The sequence below is a fragment of the Alkalihalobacillus alcalophilus ATCC 27647 = CGMCC 1.3604 genome (assembly GCF_000292245.2).
Taxonomy (GTDB): Bacteria; Bacillota; Bacilli; order Bacillales; family Bacillaceae_D; genus Alkalihalobacillus; species Alkalihalobacillus alcalophilus.
This window is the reverse complement of sequence record NZ_ALPT02000005.1, coordinates 45,327-64,357: the sequence shown is the minus strand read 5'-3', so window position 1 is coordinate 64,357 and position 19,031 is coordinate 45,327. Positions and strand designations below refer to the sequence as shown.

Below are 19,031 nucleotides of genomic sequence, written 5' to 3'. Positions count from 1 at the left end.
AACGTGGCAAAAGTAAAAGTGGAAGGTCTCACTAAAGTCTTTGGGAAAAAGACAAAAAAAGCGATTGACCTTTTGAAAGAAAAGAAAACGAAAGACGAAATTTTAAAAGAAACGGGAATGACCGTGGGCGTTAATCAAGCCAGCTTTGAAATCGAGAATGGTGAAATTTTTGTCATCATGGGATTGTCTGGTAGTGGTAAGTCAACGATCATTAGGCTGTTAAATCGTCTAATTGAGCCAACTGTAGGAAGTGTCTGGTTAGATGGGGAAGACTTAGCAAAAATGGACAGCAAGAAACTAAGGGAAGTTCGTCGGAAGAAAATGGGGATGGTTTTCCAAAAATTCGGTCTGTTTCCTAACCGAACAGTGCTTGCCAATGTCGAATATGGCTTAGAAGTTCAAGGAATTGCTAAAGCAACAAGATACGAAAAGGCAATGACATCATTAGAGCTAGTTGGCTTAAAAGGGTATGAACAAAAATATCCCGACCAGCTATCTGGTGGAATGCAACAGCGAGTTGGTTTAGCACGAGCACTTGCGAATGATCCTGACATTTTGTTAATGGATGAGGCTTTCTCAGCCTTAGATCCTTTAATCCGAAAAGACATGCAGGATGAATTGTTGGATTTACAAACGAAAATGCAAAAGACGATTATTTTTATTACTCATGATTTGGATGAAGCATTAAGAATCGGTGATCGCATTATGATTATGAAGGACGGTTCGATTGTTCAAGTTGGGACACCAGAAGAAATTTTAACACAGCCTGAAAATCAATACGTAGAGAAGTTTGTTGAGGATGTCGACCGTTCTAAAGTATTAACGGCTGAAAATGTCATGATTCGTCCAGAGACGATTAAACTTGAGAAAGATGGTCCACGTGTGGCGATTCAACGTATGAAAGATGCAGGAATTTCAAGTATTTATGTGACGACGAAAACAAAGGAACTTGTTGGGGTTGTTCACGCAAATGAAGTATCTAAATTAATTAAGGAACAAAAAAGTGATTTAAATGAAATCATAGACAAAGATATTCCTAAAGTTTCAATGGATACATCTATTTATGAATTGCTTGATTCCTTATCAACGAGCTCGATTCCTCTTTCTGTAGTAGAAGATGGAAAATTAAAAGGAATTATTGTAAGAGGTGCTGTTCTAGGAGCATTGTCTGGAAATGAGGTGGATTTCGATGGATTCCATACCACGTCTACCACTAGCTGAATGGATTGATAGTTTTGTAGATTGGCTCAAAAGTGGAGCCGCTTTTTTTGAAGCGATACGTACTGGAATTGGTGCTTTAGTTGACTTTTTTGAAATGATATTAGCCTTTCCGCCAGCGTGGTTGTTTATTTTACTCGTTGTTGCTCTAACCGTCTTTTTAAATCGCAAAAAATGGGGCTTACCTGTTTTTGTCTTATTAGGACTGTTATTAATTTATAATCTCGGTTATTGGAATGGGGCCGTTCAAACACTGTCCCTTGTTTTAACAAGTGCTTTTATTGCTTTAATAATAGGAATACCGCTTGGAATTTGGATGTCGAAAAGCAAAATTGTAGAGAGCATTTTAAAGCCTGTACTTGATTTAATGCAGACGATGCCAGCCTTCGTTTATTTAATTCCTGCTGTTGCCTTTTTCGGAATTGGAATGGTGCCAGGTGTCGTAGCATCAGTTATTTTTGCGATGCCACCAACCGTTCGCTTAACAAACTTAGGAATTAAACAAGTATCAACAGAATTAATTGAAGCGGCTGATGCCTTCGGGTCTACGCCAGCACAGAAATTATTTAAGGTTGAGTTGCCAATGGCCAAAGGAACGATTATGGCAGGGGTTAACCAAAGTATTATGCTTGCTCTATCAATGGTCGTCATTGCGGCGATGATTGGTGCAAGAGGTCTTGGGCAGGAAGTTTATTATGCGGTAGGACAAAACAATGTCGGTAAAGGTTTTGAAACGGGAATTGCGATCGTTATTATTGCGATTATCCTGGACCGTTTAACGCAAAGCTTTAACGCCAATAAGAAAGAAGTTTAATCACTTAACTTAGTCAAGTTCTTTAACTTTGATTAATAAATAAAAAATATAATGGGAGTGTCAACTATGAAAAAAATTGGAAACGTGCAGGGTTAGCAGTAGGTTTATCTTTTTCATTATTTTTAGCAGCTTGTGGAAATGACGATGATACATCAACAGATGGTGAGTCTGGTGATAATGGTGATTCATCAACAGCTGTAGCTGAATCATTAGATTATACGATTACGGGAATTGATGCTGGTGCTGGTGTAGTTGCACGTGCTCAAGAAGCTGTTGAAACATATAACTTAGAAGGTTATGAAGTACAAGTAAGTTCATCGGCAGCGATGACAAGTGCTTTAGCTACTGCAATTGAAAATGAGGAGCCAATTGTTGTCACTGGTTGGAACCCACATTGGAAATTTGCTGAATTTGATTTGAAATATCTAGAAGATCCAGAAGGTGTATTTGGTGAAGCAGAAGATATTCACACGATTACTCGTTTAGGGTTAGAAGAAGATATGCCAGAAGCAGTTGAAGTCTTAGGCAATTTCTTCTGGACAGAAGACGATATGGCTATCATTATGAATGATATTAATAACGGAGCTGATCCAGCTGTTGCTGCCGAAGATTGGTTCGATGCAAATCAAGATAAAGTAGCTGAGTGGACAGACGGTGTCGCAACAGTTGATGGCGATTCAATTTCATTAGCTTTTGTTGCATGGGATTCAGAGATTGCTTCAACAAATCTAATGAAGTTAGTTCTTGAAAGTGTTGGTTATGAAGTTGATATTAGTGCATTAGAGAATAGCTTTATGTGGGAAGCCATTGCTTCTAATGAAGCAGATGCAATGGTTGCAGCATGGTTACCAGTAACACATGCTACTCAATGGGAGCAATTTGAAGATCGAGTCGTTGATTTAGGACCAAACTTAGAAGGGGCTGCTATTGGTTTAGTCGTTCCTGAATACATGGATATTACGTCAATTGAAGATTTAAATAATTAATTGACTTTAAGAGCATCGTACAAAAACTCTGACCGAGGCAGAATACTGTCTTTGGTCGGAGTTTTTTTTATATAATCATTTAGAAGAGAGCGTTTACTTTAATTTGAGATACAAAGTATTTAAGAATTGTAGGTTAGAGGAGGAGGTAGTTAAATGGAGTACCGTAAATTAGGTAAAACAGGATTCGAAGTAAGTGAAGTTAGTTTTGGAACGTGGGCGATTGGTGGTTCTTGGGGAAATGTAAATGATGCGCAATCATTAAGGGCTCTTGAGTTTGCGATTGATCAAGGGGTGAACTTTTTTGATACAGCAGATGTCTATGGAAATGGGCATAGTGAAGAATTATTAGCAAAAGCGACAAAGGGAAAAGAAGAGGAAGTTTTTATCGCAACCAAGTTTTGTCGGATGGGGGATATTCACGCACCCGAAAATTATTCCTATGAAACGATTCGTTCTTATTGTGAATCAAGTCTAAAGCGATTGAATCGTGAAGCAATTGACCTATATCAAATCCATTGCCCACCTACTGATATTTTAAAAGACGGAGCTGTTTTTGACATCCTTAATCGTCTACAAGAGGAAGGAAAAATCAAAAACTACGGTGTAAGTGTTGAAACCGTTGAAGAAGGATTAATTTGTTTAGAAAACCCAAATGTCAAAACACTTCAAGTTATTTTTAATCTATTTCGTCAAAAATCTTTGGAGCAGCTTTTTCCTGAAGCAGAAAAAAAAGAGGTCGGGATTTTAGCAAGATTGCCTCTAGCTAGTGGGTTATTGACAGGGAAATTCACAAAAGAGCATCGTTTCGAACAGGATGATCATCGTTCTTTTAATGAAAACGGTGCCGCCTTTAATGTGGGAGAAACATTTGCTGGGTTAGGTTTTAGTAAAGGAGTAGAATTAGTAGAACATCTAAAATGGATTGCCGAGGAAAGAGGGACAATGGCTCAAGCGGCCATGCGTTGGATCTTAGATCAATCAGCGGTTTCATGTGTCATTCCTGGTTTTAAAACAAAAGAGCAAATAGAGGACAACCTTAAGTCGCAAGAAGTCCGCTCCTTTTCTGAGAGTGAGCTAGAGAGGATAAAGTTATTTTATTCTGAGAGTGTGAGTGAATCTATACGAGGTGCGTACTAAATAATGTCAAGAACAGCCTTTGGAGACAAGAAAAGGTAGGAGCCATTCGAATATAATGTGGGATCTACATTTGGTGATAACGCTGGACTATAAGTTTCTTTATTCTCTCGCTTGATCACCAACTTTAGAACAGTTCTTTGTAAAAAAAAAATTGCCCACATTTATTTAAAAATCGACTAGGACAACTGTTATCCCCCATAGGCTAGTTGAGAGGGGGAATTGCATGTTTAAAGGTATTGATTGGTATGGCTTTTCCTTTGTGGTCATTTCATTAGTACAGGAGTATGTTCATTATCAGCAATTGCCACGGATTCATTATTGGAAGCTTGATATGAAAGAGGAAGATGATGATGAAAAAAACCGGGCCTCATGATGGGGCCCGGTTTTGATGTTATTGAAGTTTAATAGAACTAGATATTAAACTTGCTGTTTTAAAGATTGAGCGATTTCCGCAATGATTTCTTCTGTTGCCTTTTCGTTTTGTAATAAATCATAATCCTTAATGTTTAAGCGTAAAACGGGGCAGGCAGTGAATTGGTTAATCCAAGTTTGGTAACGTTCGTGCATTTCTTCCCAATAGCTGATCGGTGTTTGTTGCTCCATATCTCGACCACGTTTGTGGATTCGGGTAATAACTTCATTCAAATCTCCTTCTAAATAAAGGAGGACATCTGGGTGTGGGAAGTAGGGGGTCATCACCATCGCCTCAAACAGGCTCGTATAAGTAGCGTAATCTGTTTTGTTCATTGTCCCTTTATCAGCGTGCATCTTGGCAAAAATTCCGGTATCTTCATAAATCGAGCGATCTTGAACAAACCCTCCACCTAGTTCATACATTCTTTTCTGTTCTTTAAAACGTTCTGCAAGAAAGTAGATCTGCAAGTGAAAACTCCAGCGTTCAAAGTCAGCATAAAATTTATCTAAATATGGATTATGGTCAACATTTTCAAAAGATGTTTTAAATTGGAGTGCTTCAGCAAGTTTACTAGTCATCGTAGATTTGCCAACCCCTACTGTACCAGCAATCGTGATAACGGCATTTTGGGGAATATTATACTTTTCTCGTAAGTTCAAGAGGAACGACTCCTTTTTGTTCGAGTTGTTTAAATATTAGGTTAAGGTCTGTTTCATTTTGAACAAAATCTAGCTCATCACCATTAATACGAATAATGGGAATAGAAGGGTATTTTTCTTCCCAACCTTTGATGGATTCTTCGTAATCAGCGGTTAATTGTTCTAAATAGGCTGGGTCGATATTTTGTTCCATATCACGACCGCGAATCTCAATTCGTTTTAAAAGAGTGGATAAGCTTGCTGTTAAATAAATGACACAATTAGGTCTTGGCATATCATCGGTTAAAATATGATAGATTTGCTCGTATTTGTGATATTGCTCAGTCGTTAACGTCCGTTTCGCAAAAATTAAATTTTTGAAAATGTGATAATCAGCGACAACCGGAATTTGTTTAGATAAGTAGTTTGTTTTTAAGTCTTCTAATTGTTTAAAACGATTACAGAGGAAGAACATTTCGGTTTGAAAGCTCCACTCTGAAATGTTTTCATAAAACTTGCTTAAAAATGGGTTTTCGTCAACAATCTCTTTCAAGATCGCATATTGATAGGACGAGGAGATCGCTTGGGCTAGTGAGGTTTTACCAACACCAATCGGACCTTCCACGGAAATAAAAGGGATTTCACTCATCAAAGAACCTCCTTATATAAAAAGCGGAGTCCGTTTGCTAAGAAGCGAGAAAAAATACAGGGCGGCTTTTGAAGACGTTCTTTGTCTTCATAAAGACGACCGATTTTTCTCGAGGTTCTAACGGACGCAGCTAGATTGAATAAAAAGCGGAGTCCGTTTGCTAAGAAGCGAGAAAAGAGTAGTTGGTATACTCCGTCAGCTGCATGACCTACGCGTTCCGCGGGTGAACCGGGAGCCTCCTCGCTTTGCTGCGGGGTCTCCCGTGTATCACTAATCCCGCAGGAGTCTCCGGTCATTCCGCTGCCTCCGTTTTGGTAATACAAGAGTGGAGGCAAACAAAGGAAGAGAAAGGAGAAGCTCCTGCCTTTTTGTTAATTTTCTCGACTTCTAACAGGCGCAGCTAGATTATTTTATTAGATTTTACTATTTTCAAGTCAAGTGGGCTGTCCTATTTTTAGGGCAGCCTCACTTTATGGGAGGAATTATTTGATTAAACTAATTTAGTTGTCCAGTTTTCGCAATTCCAAACATCGGTTACGACATCTTGATAAAAGTCAGGTTCATGGCTGATGAGCAGAATGCTTCCTTTGTAAGCTTTTAACGCTCGTTTTAGTTCGTCTTTTGCATCCACATCTAAGTGGTTTGTTGGCTCATCCAGTAATAAGATATTTGTTTCTTTATTAATTAATTTACATAGACGGACTTTTGATTTTTCTCCACCACTCAGCACGACAATTTTGCTTTCGATGTGTTTAGTCGTTAACCCACATTTAGCTAGAGCTGAACGAACTTCCGCTTGAGTTAAAGAAGGAAATTCATTCCAAACTTCTTCAATACAAGTATGGTTAGTACTTGGAGCCTCTTGCTCAAAATAACCAATTTCTTGATAATCGCCTCGCTCAATTGATCCTGATAAAGCTGGATTAATTCCGATGAGGCTTTTTAGCAACGTTGTTTTTCCGATCCCATTCGCACCGACGAGGGCAATTTTTTGACCACGTTCCATTCGGAGTGTTAATGGTTTAGACAATGGTTCATCATAGCCAATGACGAGATCCTTCGTTTCAAAGATGACCTTACTCGTTGTACGAGCTTCTTTAAAATGAAATTCTGGTTTCGGTTTTTCTCTTGCCAGTTCAATGATATCCATTTTGTCTAATTTCTTTTGACGTGACATCGCCATATTTCTAGTGGAAACACGGGCTTTATTACGAGCGACGAAGTCTTTTAATTGAGATATTTCCTGCTGTTGGCGCTTAAAGGCAGCCTCTAATTGCTGCTTTTTCATTTCGTGGACTTCTAAGAAATGCTCATAATCACCGACATAACGATTTAGTTCCTGATTTTCCATATGATAAATAATATTGATGACACTATTTAAGAAAGGAATATCATGAGAAATTAAAATAAAAGCATTTTCATACTCTTGTAAATATCGTTTCAGCCATTCGATATGTTGCTCATCTAAATAGTTGGTAGGTTCATCAAGTAAAAGGATGTCAGGCTTTTCTAAGAGAAGTTTAGCTAATAAAACCTTAGTTCGTTGACCACCACTTAAATCGGTCACATCGCGTTCGAGACCGATATCATCCAAACCAAGTCCACGAGCAATTTCTTCCACTTTTGCATCAATAATATAAAAATCATTGTTTGTTAAAATGTCTTGAATGACACCGACTTCCTCAAGCATTTTTTCTAACTCTTCAGGAGTGGCTTCTCCCATTTTGTCATAAAGATCATTCATATCTTGTTCTAAATCAAATAAATATTGAAAGGCACTTTTTAGAACATCACGCATTGTCAGACCTTTTTCTAAAACGGTATGCTGATCAAGATAACCAACACGGACACGCTTCGACCAATCGACTTTCCCTTCATCAGGCATTAGTTTGCCTGTAATGATATTCATAAAGGTGGATTTCCCTTCACCGTTTGCTCCAATTAAACCAATATGTTCGCCTTTTAGTAAACGGAAGGAGACCTTTTCAAAAATAGCACGGTCACCAAAACCGTGGCTTAAGTTCGACACAGATAAAATACTCATAACGACACCTTTCTTCTAAAACGGACATTATTTTCTCATCATATTTTATCATATTATCCGAATAGAAGTACTGTAAAAAATGACTAAAAGAATCAGATTCAAGAAGTTTCTTCGCTCAAAAAAATAGGGTGGTTCATGCTATACTAAGAAAGATGGCTCTGCCTCTTTAGTAAGCGTCACGATTTTACATACGTTAGGAGAATGTTTGATGAAAATTTTAATTACAAGAAAAGTACCTGAAGCATTGTTAAAGCGTTTGTATGAATTACCAAATGTGGAAGTTATCATGTTTGATAAGGAAGATGAACCAATGCCACGTGAGCAACTATTAGCGGAGCTCAAAACGGCAGATGGTGTATTTTCTAATCTTTCAGATAAGCTTGATCGTGAGGCATTAGAACAAGCTGAATATTTAAAAGTAATCAGTACGCTCGCTGTCGGGTATGACAACATAGATTTAGAGGTTGCTAGGGAAAAAGGGATCAAAATAGGCCACACACCTTACGTTTTAACGGAAGCGACAGCAGACTTAACGTTTGCCCTATTATTAGCAACGGCAAGAAACTTACCACAAGGTCAACAAATGATAAAAAATAATGAATGGAGTAGTTGGAGTCCATTCGGTTTAACTGGCAAACAAGTCTATGGTTCCAAAATTGGAATTATTGGTATGGGACGCATTGGACTAAGTGTAGCCAGACGTGCAAAAGGTTTTTCAATGGATGTTCTTTATCATAACCGCAGTCGTCATGAAGAGGCTGAAAAGGAAGTTGGAGCGATATATTGTTCATTAGATGAGCTTTTAGAACAAAGCGACTTTGTTGTTTTATTAGCTCCTGGCTCGAAAGCAACTTATCATATGATAGGAACCGAGCAATTTAAAAAAATGAAAAATACAGCCTATCTCATTAATTCGTCGCGTGGAACGAATGTCGATGAAAAGGCGTTATACGATGCTTTAAAAACTGGAGAAATAAAAGGGGCAGGACTTGATGTCTTTGAAAAAGAACCTATTTCTGCCGATCATCCATTGCTTGAACTTGAAAATGTTTTAGCAATTCCACATATCGGAAGTGCTTCTATTGAAACAAGGCAAGAAATGGTCGAAGTGACGGTTTCAAACTTAATTAATGGTTTAACAGGAAAAGAGCTTGTTTACGAAGTACCTAATCAATAAAAATAGTGACGGATGAAAATATACTAAGGGAAAGAAAGGACGTTAAACATGAGTGAACGTTTTAATCAAGTCATTGAAAGAAGAGGAACGAACTCGTTGAAGTGGGATATGTTAAACGAACGATTTGGAGCAGATGATATTTTACCTTTATGGGTAGCGGATATGGATTTTCGTGCTCCAGACGCTGTGATTGAAGCGATTAAAGAAAAAGCCGACCATGGGATTTTTGGATACCCTGCTCACTCAAAATCATTAGACTTAGCCGTGCAATCATGGCTTTCGCGTCGTTATAATTGGGAGGTAAGTGAGAATTCCTTTGTTTATACGCTAGGAGTTGTCCCTGCTCTTAGTCATCTTATTAACACCTTTACAGAACAGGGTGATGAAATCATTATTCAAACACCTGTTTATTATCCTTTCTATGATGTAATTGAAAAAAATGAGCGGACATTGGTGCGAAATCCGTTAAAATATGACGGAAAACAATATGATATGGATTTTGAACAGCTCGAAGACGTCATTACGGAAAAAACAAAAATGCTGTTATTATGTCATCCACATAATCCAGGTGGCCGCGTTTGGAAAAGAACTGAACTTGAGAAGCTTGTTGCCATTTGTAAAAAACATAATCTTTATATTGTGTCAGATGAAATTCATGCCGATCTACTATATGAAGGACATTCTCATATTCCGATTGCTTCAATAGATCCTGAAATGAAAGATCGTATCTTTACTTGTTTGGCTCCGAGTAAAACTTTTAATTTAGCAGGAATACAAGCATCTTATATTGTGATGGAAGATAGTGCCACACGTTTGAAGCTCAAAAAGTTTATCGCAACCACTTTTACAGGTATGAATAACAGCTTTGCAGAAGTGGCTATGGAAGCGGCGTATACACATGGAGAACCATGGTTACAAGAATTAATGACTTATATCCAAAGCAATTACAAGCTAGTGACTGATTTTCTAAGTGAGCATATGCCAAAAGTGAAATGGATGGAACCAGATGGTACGTACTTGTTATGGTTAGATTTCTCACAATTAAACTTCACTCCAGCTGAACGAAAAAAGTGGCTCATTGAGGAAGCAAAAGTGGGCTTTAATCATGGTGCGATGTTTGGCGAGGAAGGGCAAGGGTTTGAACGAATGAACTTGGCTTGTCCAGCGAGTATAATTGAAGAAGCGTTAAATCGTTTAAAAGCAGCTTATGTAAAAAGCGGTCATTAATTTCAGAACATTTTAAGAAGGTAGGAGGATTTAGTGCGTTAATGACGAATAGATTATATAAAAGGGTGCATTTTGTCATAACTTCATCCGGATACACATATGATTGGATTAAATAAGTTTGTCCATACATTTTTGTTAAAGTTTAAAAAAAGGAGACATTTACAAATGAAACAGATGAATCAATTTTTTGAGTTGGTCGATGAATGTAAATGGAAGCTTGATAGGAACTTAACGAAACAAGAATTAGAACTCATTATGTGGATTCAAGAACGAAAGTTAGAAGCACTTTTTGAAGACGCCAAGCCTTCTTAATAATGTTATAGAGCACCCTTATGTAAAAATAAGGGTGCTCTATTTTGGTGAGTATACATAATTGGATTTGAAAAATTTTGGACTAAAACTCATAATATGATTTAATAGAAGTATATATTTTATGGATTCAACTGTTTTCTCATGACCAAAAACGGAGCAAGCGGACTGTGAGGAGGCTCTCGACTCACCCGCGACTGCTGCGGGTATGCAGCTGGCGGAGTAGGCTAACCAATGTAACGATATTTTAATGAGCAGACCGTTTTTCAGTGGTCTAATACATAAAGGAGGAAGTAAGGATGAAAACATTTAAACTTTACTCAATTTATTTATTAAAAGGGAAATCAGGCAAGCTTACACATTATCCATTAAAGCTTGAGCGTGGATTAATTATTAACATGGAAAACTCTAAACAAACATGGTTAATAGAAGCCGTTGTAGAAAAAGAACAGTTTGCTTTTTTTAATGAAGTCCAGCAAGAGGATAAGGACTTATTAATTGACGTCGTTATTTCAAGAAAAGATAATTATCCAGCGACATTAATCACAAAAGTTTCGGAAATTACCCAATTATCATCAGGCATTAGCATTTTAATGAAGGGCAACCTCATTTTAGGAAAAGATGAAGTTTTAGAAGATGTAGTTGAGGATTTAGTTGATGAAAATTATAAGGGTCCTGAATTTATTGATGAGTTCAAACGAAGAAAAGCTAACTTAACGGCTCATTCCCAGCGAACATTAGATGAGGTTTATGAGGATTTATTAAAAAAGGATGATTACCGACTCGTTTAGAAGCTAGTCGGGCATCTCATCCCGCCGCTCGAAACACAAATTTTATACAAAAAGGCAATAACCCGTCAAAACTCATTCTATGATGACTCGATGGGTTATTTTTTTGTTTTTGAGACTGCCTCAATCTCCCGCTATCTTCCACTTTTTATGAATCCAGTTACAGACAGCAGGAATTCGGGAAAAATCGCCCAGTTGTAGAAAGTCAAAAAGCGACTTTCACAACTGTTCTTATTTTTCCTCATTCCTCCCGCTGTCTTCCACTTTTTATGAATCCAGTTACAGACAGCAGGAATTCGGGAAAAATCGCCCAGTTGTAGAAAGTCAAAAAGCGACTTTCACAACTGTTCTTATTTTTCCTCATTCCTCCCGCTATCTTCCACTTTTTATACAGAATAGAATTAGGGGCTTGTTGAATACTTAGTACATAAGAATGGTTTTCGTAAAAGGGGAAAAGTGATGTTAGGAGAGAATAAGAAATTAGCGATATTATCGATTGCCTCAATTCCTCTTGTCATGACATTAGGGAATTCGATGCTCATTCCCGTCCTGCCAATTATTGAAAAGGAATTAGATATTACTTCTTTACAAGTGAGCATGCTCATTACGATTTATTCCGTTGTGGCGATTATTTGCATTCCGATTGCAGGTTATCTTTCGGACCAGATTGGCAGAAAAAAAGTTATTATTCCGAGTTTAGTTATTTCAGGAATCGGTGGTTTAGTTTCTGGACTGGCTTCGGTTTATATAGCCAATCCATATTATATGATTTTAATTGGGAGACTATTGCAAGGAGTTGGGGCAGCTGGTGCTTCCCCTATTGTGATGCCGTTAGTTGGGGATATGTATCGGGATCAAAAGGAGGTTAGTAAAGGATTAGGAATGATTGAAACTTCAAACACATTTGGTAAAGTTCTCAGCCCCATTTTAGGGGCAAGTTTAGCGGCCATTCAATGGTACATCCCCTTTTTTTCATTCCCAGTTTTTTGTTTGATTTCAATTATTTTAATGGCCTTTCTCGTTAAATCACCCGCCCTTTCTACTGAAAAAGTTAAATTTCCGGATTTTTTGAAAATACTTAAAGGAATATTTAAACGGGAAGGTAGATGGCTGTACGCCGTATTTATCATTGGTGGAATTTGTATGTTTGTATTATTTGGTGTGCTTTTTTATTTATCGACGATGTTGGAAGAGGAACATAATATTGAAGGAATCAAAAAAGGGATTGTGCTTGCTGTGCCCTTAACAGCATTATGTTGCAGTTCCTTTGTAACAGGCAAGTTAATCGGGCAAAATAAACAAAAAATGAAAGAGATGACGATCATCGGTTTAATCGGACTAACTTTATCGATTGCTGTGATTGCTTTTTCAGAAGATATTTATATTTTATTAACTTGTTTATTTATAAGTGGGATTGGAATTGGTTTTGCTTTGCCAAGCCTAGACGCTCTTGTCACGGAAGGCATTGTGAAGGAGCAAAGAGGCTCCGTTACTTCTTTCTATAGTTCGATGCGATTTGTTGGCGTTGCTTTAGGGCCACCTATATTTACGTTGCTAATCAAAATATCACACCAGTTTTTATTTTTATCAAATGCCATTCTATGTTTGATTATTTTATTATTAGCGATTTTTTTTATAGAAGGAGGAGAAAAGAGCAAAATTACGTGGTAAGCAATTGATAATGGACGTCATTGCCCTTTATACTAAAATGAAGAAGAGGGGCGGTGATGATCATTTATCAATTTACAGATTTAAATGGATGTTCTATTTCTCTACAATTTGGCCAAGGTTTGCTGCGGGATGTTAAACATGTTTGGGTCCTTTGCCGTTTTGAGGAAAGCTGGCTGTTAACAAGGCATAAAAAACGAGGGTATGAGTTTCCGGGTGGAAAGGTCGAAGAAGGAGAGAGTTTAGAAGAAGCTTGTCATCGTGAGGTATATGAAGAAACAGGGGCAACTATTGGGCGGCTAGATTATATCGGGTGGTATCGTGTCGAGGGGAAAGGTCAGCTGTTTAATAAGGCGATTTATTTTGCTGAAGTTGAGGTCATTGAGGAGAAGGATGATTATTTAGAAACGAACGGACCACTTTTAATCAAACAATTTCCAGACAACCTCAAAAAAAATCCGGAATATAGTTTTGTCATGAAGGATAAAGTTTTACCATTAGCCCTTCAGTACATAGGGAATAGAAACGGTAGATGAACTAGAAAATGAAACTTAGCGGACGAAATGGGTTGGCCGACTCTTGGAGGAGGAAAGGAGAGTCCACTGAAAAAGTCTGAACATCAACTTTAACTTAGAAATTAGTTTTTCGAGTAGATAGTCGCTCATGGATTCAAACTATTTTTTTATGATCCAAAACGGAGGCAGCTACATACCCGCGGAACGCGTAGGGTATGTAGCTGGCGGAGTAGACCAACTTATCCAAACTTGATTTTAACTAACAGAACTTTTTCAGTAGCCTTCCCCTTACTTTTATAATATTCAAAAAGGGGCTGAACCCTCAAAGATCATTTTCATGACTTTTGGGACAGCCCTTCTTTTATTGTCGATTAAAATTGGATTAACTTTTTCTCAAGGAGCTCGACTAGTTTATACATGACGGTTGCTAAAACGGCAATCACAACTAAGCTCATTAAGACAAGGGTAAAATTGAACACTTGGAAGCCATAAATGATTAAATAGCCAAGTCCTTGTTTGGAGACGAGAAATTCCCCAACGATAACTCCAACCCATGAAAGTCCGACATTGACTTTTAATGTCGAAATAATGGTTGGCATCGAGGCCGGTAAAATCGCATTTCCAAATGTTTGAGCCTTTGATGCTCCAAATGTATGCAACACTTTAACATAATTAGCGTCAACTTCTTTAAAGGCACTATAAACAACAATCGTGGTGATAATGACTGAGATTAAGGCCCCCATTGCTAAAATAGAAGTAAACCCAGGTCCAAGACCGACGATTAAAAGCGGACCAAGAGCCACCTTTGGCATTGAATTTAAGACGACTAGATAAGGGTCAAGTACCTTAGAGGTAAAGGGTGACCACCAAAGGATAGCGGCAATGATGACCCCTACAAGGGTTCCGATAATAAAGCCAAGAATCGTCTCAAATAAAGTAAAGGATGTGTGTAAAAATAAACTTCCATCAGAGATGCGTGTGACAAGTAAATCCCATATTCGTGACGGCATACTAAATAATAATGGGTCAATCCATCGCTGACGAGCGGCCACTTCCCAAAAAGAAAGGAAGGAAATGAGTATACTTATTTGAACAATAAAAACTTGCCATTTTTGTTTCCGTAATGAACGTAAATAATTATCATGAAGTTTTCCGAGGTTCAAGGGATTCCATCTCCTCCCATATTAAGTTGAATTGCTCGGTATAAGCAGAAGTTTGACGTGCATCAAAAGGGATGAGTTCCTTTATCTCTTTTGGGATATCAAAAATACGATGAATCCGACCGGGTTTTGTATTTAACAAAACGACTCGATCAGACATCGAAATGGCTTCCCCGATATCATGTGTAACTAAAATCGCTGTTTTTCCTTCCCTTTTTAACGTTTTAAACACGAGATCTTCAAGCTTTAGCTTCGTTTGATAATCTAGAGCGGAAAAGGGCTCATCTAATAACATAAACGAAGGATCTGATGCGAGCATTCGAATCAGGGCAACCCTTTGTCTCATTCCCCCTGATAATTGGGCAGGGTACAACGATTTTTTGTCTAACAACCCCATCGCATCAAGTAAATTCAAAGCTCTTCTTCTTGAAGACTCATCTAATGAATGGCGAATATGCTGACCAATTGTGATATTACTTTCAATCGTGAGCCAAGGGAATAAATAGTCCTGTTGGAGCATGTAGCCGATATTGGTCGTTTTCGGCTCAATCCGCTTTTCGTTTAATAAAATTTTTCCTTTTGTTGGCTTTAAAATACCAGAAATGAGAGAAAGAAGAGTCGTTTTCCCGCAACCACTTGGACCGATAATCGAGATAAATTCTCCTTCATTAATGGTTAAAGTAATATCCTCTAATGCTAATGCGGCTTCCTCTTTGGTTAAGTAAATCTTCGAGACGTCTTGAATCGTTAATTTAGCCATCGAATCAGTCCAATACGCTTTCAGCGATACTTGTATTCACGAGCTCGCGGAAATCGACTTCTTTAGGAAGCTCTCCTGCTGCATCCATAATGACTTGAAGTTGAATCCAAGCTTCCTCTGTTAAGAGAGGATCCGTTGCATATGAGCCTTGAGATTGATAACGGTCAACAACTTGAGCAATTAACTCGACATCAGCATCTTCAAAAAAGGTAGCAATCGATTCAGCAATGACGTCACTTGATTGCTCTTCTACCCATTGTTGTCCTTTATATAACGCGCGAGTAAAAGCTTCTAAAGTCTCTGTGTTTTCTTTAATAAAACTTTCTTTTGACATAAATCCTGTGTATGGCACAAGTGCGGATTCTTCTCCAAACGAGGCGACAATGTACCCAATTCCTTCATTTTCAAATTGAGTCGCTTGTGGTTCAAATAATTGAACAAAATCACCTGTCCCTGAGGCGAACGCACTTGGAATATTTCCGAAATCAATACTTTGAATTAATTCAAGATCTTGATGAGGGTTAATTCCATGCTTTTTTAGTACATGCTCACCTACCATTTGTGGCATTCCACCGACACGTTGACCTAAAAACGTCGTATCACGTAAGTCCTCCCATTCAAATGAATCCATTTTCTCTCTGGAAACAAGGAAAGTACCGTCTGTTTGGGTAAGGGCAGCAAAGTTAACAGCAGGGTCATTTGCTCCTTGTGCATAGACGTAAATCGACGTTTCTGCACCTACTAACGCAACATCGGCTCCATCAGAAAGAAGAGTGGTCATCGTCGTATCCCCACCCCAAGTAGTCGTTAATTCTAAATCAATGCCTTCCTCTTCAAAAAAGCCTTCCGAAATCGCGGCGTATAAAGGGGCATAAAAAATTGAACGAGTTACTTCAGCTAGACGAATTTTCTGTAATTCTGCGTTTGAATTGGAGCAAGCAACGGGCAGCAATATTAAAGATATCAGTAGAATGATCGAGGTCATTCGTTTTAAGAAAACCATCTGTTTCAACTCCTCAAAGGTTAAATATTTGTAATTGTGATAGTCTATGTAGGTGTACGTTATTGTGTGTTAGCCTAGATAATAAAGGTTGTGAAAAAATGTTACTTGCTCAAGTTAGAGTTCCTTCCCCACATCCACGCATTGAACTTTTTGAAATGACTTATTTGAGTGAAGGCTTAAAAGTGAAAGGTTATTTAGCGAAGCCCATAATGGCTAAAAGCTTGCCAGGTCTTCTTTATTTAAGGGGAGGAATTAAGAATGTCGGCATGGTACGGGTCCAACGATTAATTCAATGGGCCAGTGAAGGATTTGTGGTTATGGCTCCGTTTTATCGTGGGAATAGAGGAGGAGAAGGACAAGAGGATTTTGCTGGGGAAGATCGTTATGATGCGATTCATGCTCTCGATATATTAAGTGAGTTACCATATGTGAATGCCAATAGCCTCCATGCATTAGGTTTTTCTCGTGGTGGTGTAATGGCCCTCCTTACAGCGATTGAACGACCTCAATTAACGACATGTACCCTATGGAATGGGGTGACGGACATGTTCTTAACCTATGAAGAACGGGTCGATTTAAGAAGAATGCTGAAGCGTGTCATTGGTGGTACGCCGAATAAGTATCCCGAACGTTACGAATATAGAAGCCCGATAAGTAAAATGAAAAAAACGAATATCCCGATATTAGTTATTCATGGTGAAAAAGATAAACATGTTTCGGTCGAGCATTCAATTCGATTAGAAAAAGCATTAGGTAACCAAGTAGAAGCTTGGTACTTTAAAAAATTTCCCCATCATTTCCCTGTTAAAGATCAGCAGAATGTTTTGGGAAAGGCAGCAAAGTGGATGAAATCACAAGAAAAGAGAAAACTAAACGAATAGACGTACGTAGGGAATTTTGTATAGGAAAAAACTTGATCCAAAAGAAACGCTAGAGATCGTTGACAGTCACCCTGATCTGCGTTATGATATGTCCCGAACGGATACTCTTATCCTGAGTAGGTGGAGGGACAGGCCCGAAGAAACCCAGCAACCATCACTTCATTGAAAAGAAGTGAAAAGGTGCTAACCTGCAAGGTATATTCCTTGGACGATAAGAGGCGAAAGGTAAACACTCCAACCCTTTTCCTCACTGTGTGGAAAGAGGGTTTTTATCGTTTATATTTGTCTAAAATACGTCTTCGATTGTTTTTACTCCCACAATCGGAAATGAGTGCCGTCACAATTTTTCGCCCATGACTGTTTGTTGGTTATGTGCAGAGGAGGAAAATAGAAATGGTTTTAAAAAGTAGACGTTTATTTACATCAGAATCAGTAACGGAAGGACATCCAGATAAAATTTGTGATCAAATTTCGGATGCCATTCTTGATGAAATTTTGAAAAGTGATCCAAACGCACGTGTTGCTTGTGAAACATCAGTAAATACAGGACTTGTACTTGTTGCTGGTGAGATTACAACGAGCACATATGTCGATATTCCGAAAATCGTTCGTGAGACGATTAAAGGGATCGGTTATACTCGTGCAAAATATGGTTTTGATGCAGAAACTTGCGCCGTTTTAACATCTATTGATGAGCAATCAGCTGATATCGCTCAAGGTGTTGACCAAGCGTTAGAAGCACGTGAAGGCCAAATGACAGATAAAGAAATCGAAGCAATTGGTGCAGGGGACCAAGGGTTAATGTTTGGTTTTGCAACAAACGAAACAGAAGAATTAATGCCATTACCAATCTCATTAAGCCATAAATTATCTCGTCGCCTTGCTCAAGTACGTAAAGAAGAAATTCTTGATTACTTACGTCCAGATGGAAAAACGCAAGTAACGGTAGAGTATGATGAAGATGGAAAACCAGTTCGTGTTGATACAATTGTTATTTCCACACAGCATCATCCAGAAGTAACATTAGAGCAAATCGAAAAAGATTTAAAAGAGCATGTTATTAATGAAGTCGTTCCTGCTGAGTTAATTGATGCAAGTACAAAATACTTCATTAACCCAACTGGTCGATTTGTTATTGGTGGACCTCAAGGGGATGCTGGTTTAACAGGACGTAAAATCATCGTTGATACGTACGGTGGTTATGCTCGTCATGGTGGCGGTGCGTTCTCTGGGAAAGATGCAACTAAAGTAGACCGTTCTGGTGCTTATGCAGCTCGTTATGTAGCGAAAAACATCGTGGCAGCAGGTCTTGCTGAGAAATGTGAAGTTCAATTAGCATATGCTATTGGTGTTGCTCGTCCAGTATCGATTTCAGTTGATACTTTTGGTACAGGTGTGGTTTCAGAAGAAGTTCTAGTTGAATTAATCGCTGAGAACTTTGATCTTCGCCCAGCTGGTATCATCAAAATGCTTGATTTACGTCGCCCAATCTACAAACAAACAGCTGCATACGGACATTTTGGCCGTACAGATGTTGAGTTACCTTGGGAAAGCACTGATAAAGCCGCTGTTTTAAAAGAACAAGCTAAATTAGCAAAGTAAAATAAATACTAAAAAAGCTAAATCGTTGTGAGCCGCGGTT

General features: G+C 38.3%; 19 protein-coding genes and 1 riboswitch. Of the genes, 13 read left to right on the top strand and 6 right to left on the bottom strand.

The window, feature by feature from the left end:
* Positions 1-3: 3 nt before the first annotated feature.
* The 5 genes from BALCAV_RS02370 (at position 4) to BALCAV_RS22510 (ending at position 4,528) form a co-directional block, all read left to right on the top strand.
* Positions 4-1,221: a quaternary amine ABC transporter ATP-binding protein gene (locus BALCAV_RS02370; protein ID WP_003320808.1), complete on the top strand. Its 1,218-nt coding sequence runs from the start codon at positions 4-6 to the stop codon at positions 1,219-1,221.
* Positions 1,190-2,032 carry an ABC transporter permease gene (locus tag BALCAV_RS02365; protein ID WP_003320807.1) on the top strand — a complete coding sequence of 281 codons (843 nt, stop codon included), beginning with the start codon at positions 1,190-1,192 and terminating at the stop codon, positions 2,030-2,032. Before BALCAV_RS02370 ends, BALCAV_RS02365 begins: the two co-directional genes overlap by 32 nt.
* A 35-nt stretch (positions 2,033-2,067) precedes the next feature.
* Complete coding sequence (locus BALCAV_RS02360) at positions 2,068-3,018, top strand: glycine betaine ABC transporter substrate-binding protein (protein ID WP_040323403.1); 951 nt, start codon at positions 2,068-2,070, stop codon at positions 3,016-3,018.
* Positions 3,019-3,171: 153 nt separating this feature from the next.
* Complete coding sequence (locus tag BALCAV_RS02355) at positions 3,172-4,155, top strand: aldo/keto reductase (protein ID WP_003320805.1); 984 nt, start codon at positions 3,172-3,174, stop codon at positions 4,153-4,155.
* 223 nt (positions 4,156-4,378) lie between these two features.
* Positions 4,379-4,528: a hypothetical protein gene (locus BALCAV_RS22510; RefSeq protein ID WP_168771653.1), complete on the top strand. Its 150-nt coding sequence runs from the start codon at positions 4,379-4,381 to the stop codon at positions 4,526-4,528.
* A gap of 44 nt (positions 4,529-4,572) precedes the next feature.
* Here BALCAV_RS22510 and BALCAV_RS02350 read toward each other — a convergent pair whose 3' ends face one another.
* The 3 genes from BALCAV_RS02350 to BALCAV_RS02335 form a co-directional block, all read right to left on the bottom strand.
* Positions 4,573-5,229, bottom strand: a complete 657-nt coding sequence (locus BALCAV_RS02350; protein WP_003320804.1) for a deoxynucleoside kinase — start codon at positions 5,227-5,229, stop codon at positions 4,573-4,575.
* Entirely contained in the window at positions 5,207-5,857 is a 651-nt protein-coding gene (locus BALCAV_RS02345) for a deoxynucleoside kinase (RefSeq protein WP_003320803.1), read from the bottom strand. The genes BALCAV_RS02350 and BALCAV_RS02345 overlap by 23 nt, the downstream gene beginning before the upstream one ends.
* Positions 5,858-6,347: 490 nt before the next feature.
* Positions 6,348-7,901 carry an ABC-F family ATP-binding cassette domain-containing protein gene (locus tag BALCAV_RS02335; protein WP_003323875.1) on the bottom strand — a complete coding sequence of 518 codons (1,554 nt, stop codon included), beginning with the start codon at positions 7,899-7,901 and terminating at the stop codon, positions 6,348-6,350.
* A gap of 208 nt (positions 7,902-8,109) precedes the next feature.
* On the opposite strand from BALCAV_RS02335, the gene BALCAV_RS02330 reads away from it, so the two are divergent.
* The 6 genes from BALCAV_RS02330 to ytkD all read left to right on the top strand — a co-directional run bounded on the left by BALCAV_RS02330 (position 8,110) and on the right by ytkD (position 13,606).
* On the top strand, positions 8,110-9,078 hold the full coding sequence (locus BALCAV_RS02330; protein WP_003323874.1) for a 2-hydroxyacid dehydrogenase: 969 nt from the start codon (positions 8,110-8,112) through the stop codon (positions 9,076-9,078).
* Positions 9,079-9,126: 48 nt separating this feature from the next.
* Entirely contained in the window at positions 9,127-10,305 is a 1,179-nt protein-coding gene (locus tag BALCAV_RS02325) for a MalY/PatB family protein (RefSeq protein ID WP_003323872.1), read from the top strand.
* A 165-nt stretch (positions 10,306-10,470) separates the two neighbouring features.
* On the top strand, positions 10,471-10,617 hold the full coding sequence (locus BALCAV_RS22505; protein WP_168771618.1) for a hypothetical protein: 147 nt from the start codon (positions 10,471-10,473) through the stop codon (positions 10,615-10,617).
* A gap of 296 nt (positions 10,618-10,913) precedes the next feature.
* Positions 10,914-11,405, top strand: a complete 492-nt coding sequence (locus BALCAV_RS02320) for a YwpF family protein (protein ID WP_003323871.1) — start codon at positions 10,914-10,916, stop codon at positions 11,403-11,405.
* Between the two features lie 456 nt (positions 11,406-11,861).
* A complete protein-coding gene (locus BALCAV_RS02315; protein WP_003323870.1) occupies positions 11,862-13,073 on the top strand; it encodes an MFS transporter in 1,212 nt (403 codons plus the stop codon).
* A gap of 56 nt (positions 13,074-13,129) precedes the next feature.
* Positions 13,130-13,606, top strand: a complete 477-nt coding sequence (ytkD, locus tag BALCAV_RS02310; protein WP_003323869.1) for an RNA deprotection pyrophosphohydrolase — start codon at positions 13,130-13,132, stop codon at positions 13,604-13,606.
* Positions 13,607-13,956: 350 nt separating this feature from the next.
* Here the strand turns inward: ytkD and BALCAV_RS02305 are convergent, their stop codons facing one another.
* From BALCAV_RS02305 to BALCAV_RS02295, 3 genes are read right to left on the bottom strand one after another with little or no spacing between them, the layout of a single operon-like run.
* Positions 13,957-14,748: an ABC transporter permease gene (locus tag BALCAV_RS02305; protein ID WP_003323846.1), complete on the bottom strand. Its 792-nt coding sequence runs from the start codon at positions 14,746-14,748 to the stop codon at positions 13,957-13,959.
* Positions 14,726-15,505, bottom strand: coding sequence for an ABC transporter ATP-binding protein (locus BALCAV_RS02300; RefSeq protein ID WP_003323845.1), 780 nt, complete (start codon positions 15,503-15,505; stop codon positions 14,726-14,728). Before BALCAV_RS02300 ends, BALCAV_RS02305 begins: the two co-directional genes overlap by 23 nt.
* A 4-nt stretch (positions 15,506-15,509) precedes the next feature.
* Positions 15,510-16,508: an ABC transporter substrate-binding protein gene (locus BALCAV_RS02295; protein WP_040323400.1), complete on the bottom strand. Its 999-nt coding sequence runs from the start codon at positions 16,506-16,508 to the stop codon at positions 15,510-15,512.
* A gap of 98 nt (positions 16,509-16,606) precedes the next feature.
* Between BALCAV_RS02295 and BALCAV_RS02290 the strand changes: the two genes are divergently transcribed.
* Positions 16,607-17,389 (top strand): alpha/beta hydrolase family protein, encoded by a 783-nt coding sequence (locus tag BALCAV_RS02290; RefSeq protein ID WP_040323414.1) that lies wholly within the window; start codon positions 16,607-16,609, stop codon positions 17,387-17,389.
* Between the two features lie 104 nt (positions 17,390-17,493).
* Positions 17,494-17,607, top strand: a riboswitch (SAM riboswitch).
* Between the two features lie 175 nt (positions 17,608-17,782).
* The gene (gene metK, locus BALCAV_RS02285; RefSeq protein ID WP_003323841.1) at positions 17,783-18,991 is read left to right on the top strand and encodes a methionine adenosyltransferase; all 1,209 of its coding nucleotides are present in this window, start codon (positions 17,783-17,785) and stop codon (positions 18,989-18,991) included.
* The last annotated feature ends 40 nt before the right edge of the window (positions 18,992-19,031 follow it).

Bases quoted from the DNA above. Each gene is read 5' to 3' on its own strand.
- BALCAV_RS02300 (WP_003323845.1), bottom strand. From the start codon at position 15,505: ATGGCTAAATTAACGATTCAAGACGTCTCGAAGATTTACTTAACCAAA.
- BALCAV_RS02315 (WP_003323870.1), top strand. From the start codon at position 11,862: ATGTTAGGAGAGAATAAGAAATTAGCGATATTATCGATTGCCTCAATT.
- BALCAV_RS22510 (WP_168771653.1), top strand. From the start codon at position 4,379: ATGTTTAAAGGTATTGATTGGTATGGCTTTTCCTTTGTGGTCATTTCA.
- BALCAV_RS22505 (WP_168771618.1), top strand. From the start codon at position 10,471: ATGAAACAGATGAATCAATTTTTTGAGTTGGTCGATGAATGTAAATGG.
- BALCAV_RS02355 (WP_003320805.1), top strand. From the start codon at position 3,172: ATGGAGTACCGTAAATTAGGTAAAACAGGATTCGAAGTAAGTGAAGTT.
- BALCAV_RS02320 (WP_003323871.1), top strand. From the start codon at position 10,914: ATGAAAACATTTAAACTTTACTCAATTTATTTATTAAAAGGGAAATCA.
- BALCAV_RS02295 (WP_040323400.1), bottom strand. From the start codon at position 16,508: ATGGTTTTCTTAAAACGAATGACCTCGATCATTCTACTGATATCTTTA.
- BALCAV_RS02345 (WP_003320803.1), bottom strand. From the start codon at position 5,857: ATGAGTGAAATCCCTTTTATTTCCGTGGAAGGTCCGATTGGTGTTGGT.
- BALCAV_RS02330 (WP_003323874.1), top strand. From the start codon at position 8,110: ATGAAAATTTTAATTACAAGAAAAGTACCTGAAGCATTGTTAAAGCGT.
- BALCAV_RS02325 (WP_003323872.1), top strand. From the start codon at position 9,127: ATGAGTGAACGTTTTAATCAAGTCATTGAAAGAAGAGGAACGAACTCG.
- BALCAV_RS02365 (WP_003320807.1), top strand. From the start codon at position 1,190: ATGGATTCCATACCACGTCTACCACTAGCTGAATGGATTGATAGTTTT.
- BALCAV_RS02335 (WP_003323875.1), bottom strand. From the start codon at position 7,901: ATGAGTATTTTATCTGTGTCGAACTTAAGCCACGGTTTTGGTGACCGT.
- BALCAV_RS02290 (WP_040323414.1), top strand. From the start codon at position 16,607: ATGTTACTTGCTCAAGTTAGAGTTCCTTCCCCACATCCACGCATTGAA.
- metK (WP_003323841.1), top strand. From the start codon at position 17,783: ATGGTTTTAAAAAGTAGACGTTTATTTACATCAGAATCAGTAACGGAA.
- ytkD (WP_003323869.1), top strand. From the start codon at position 13,130: ATGATCATTTATCAATTTACAGATTTAAATGGATGTTCTATTTCTCTA.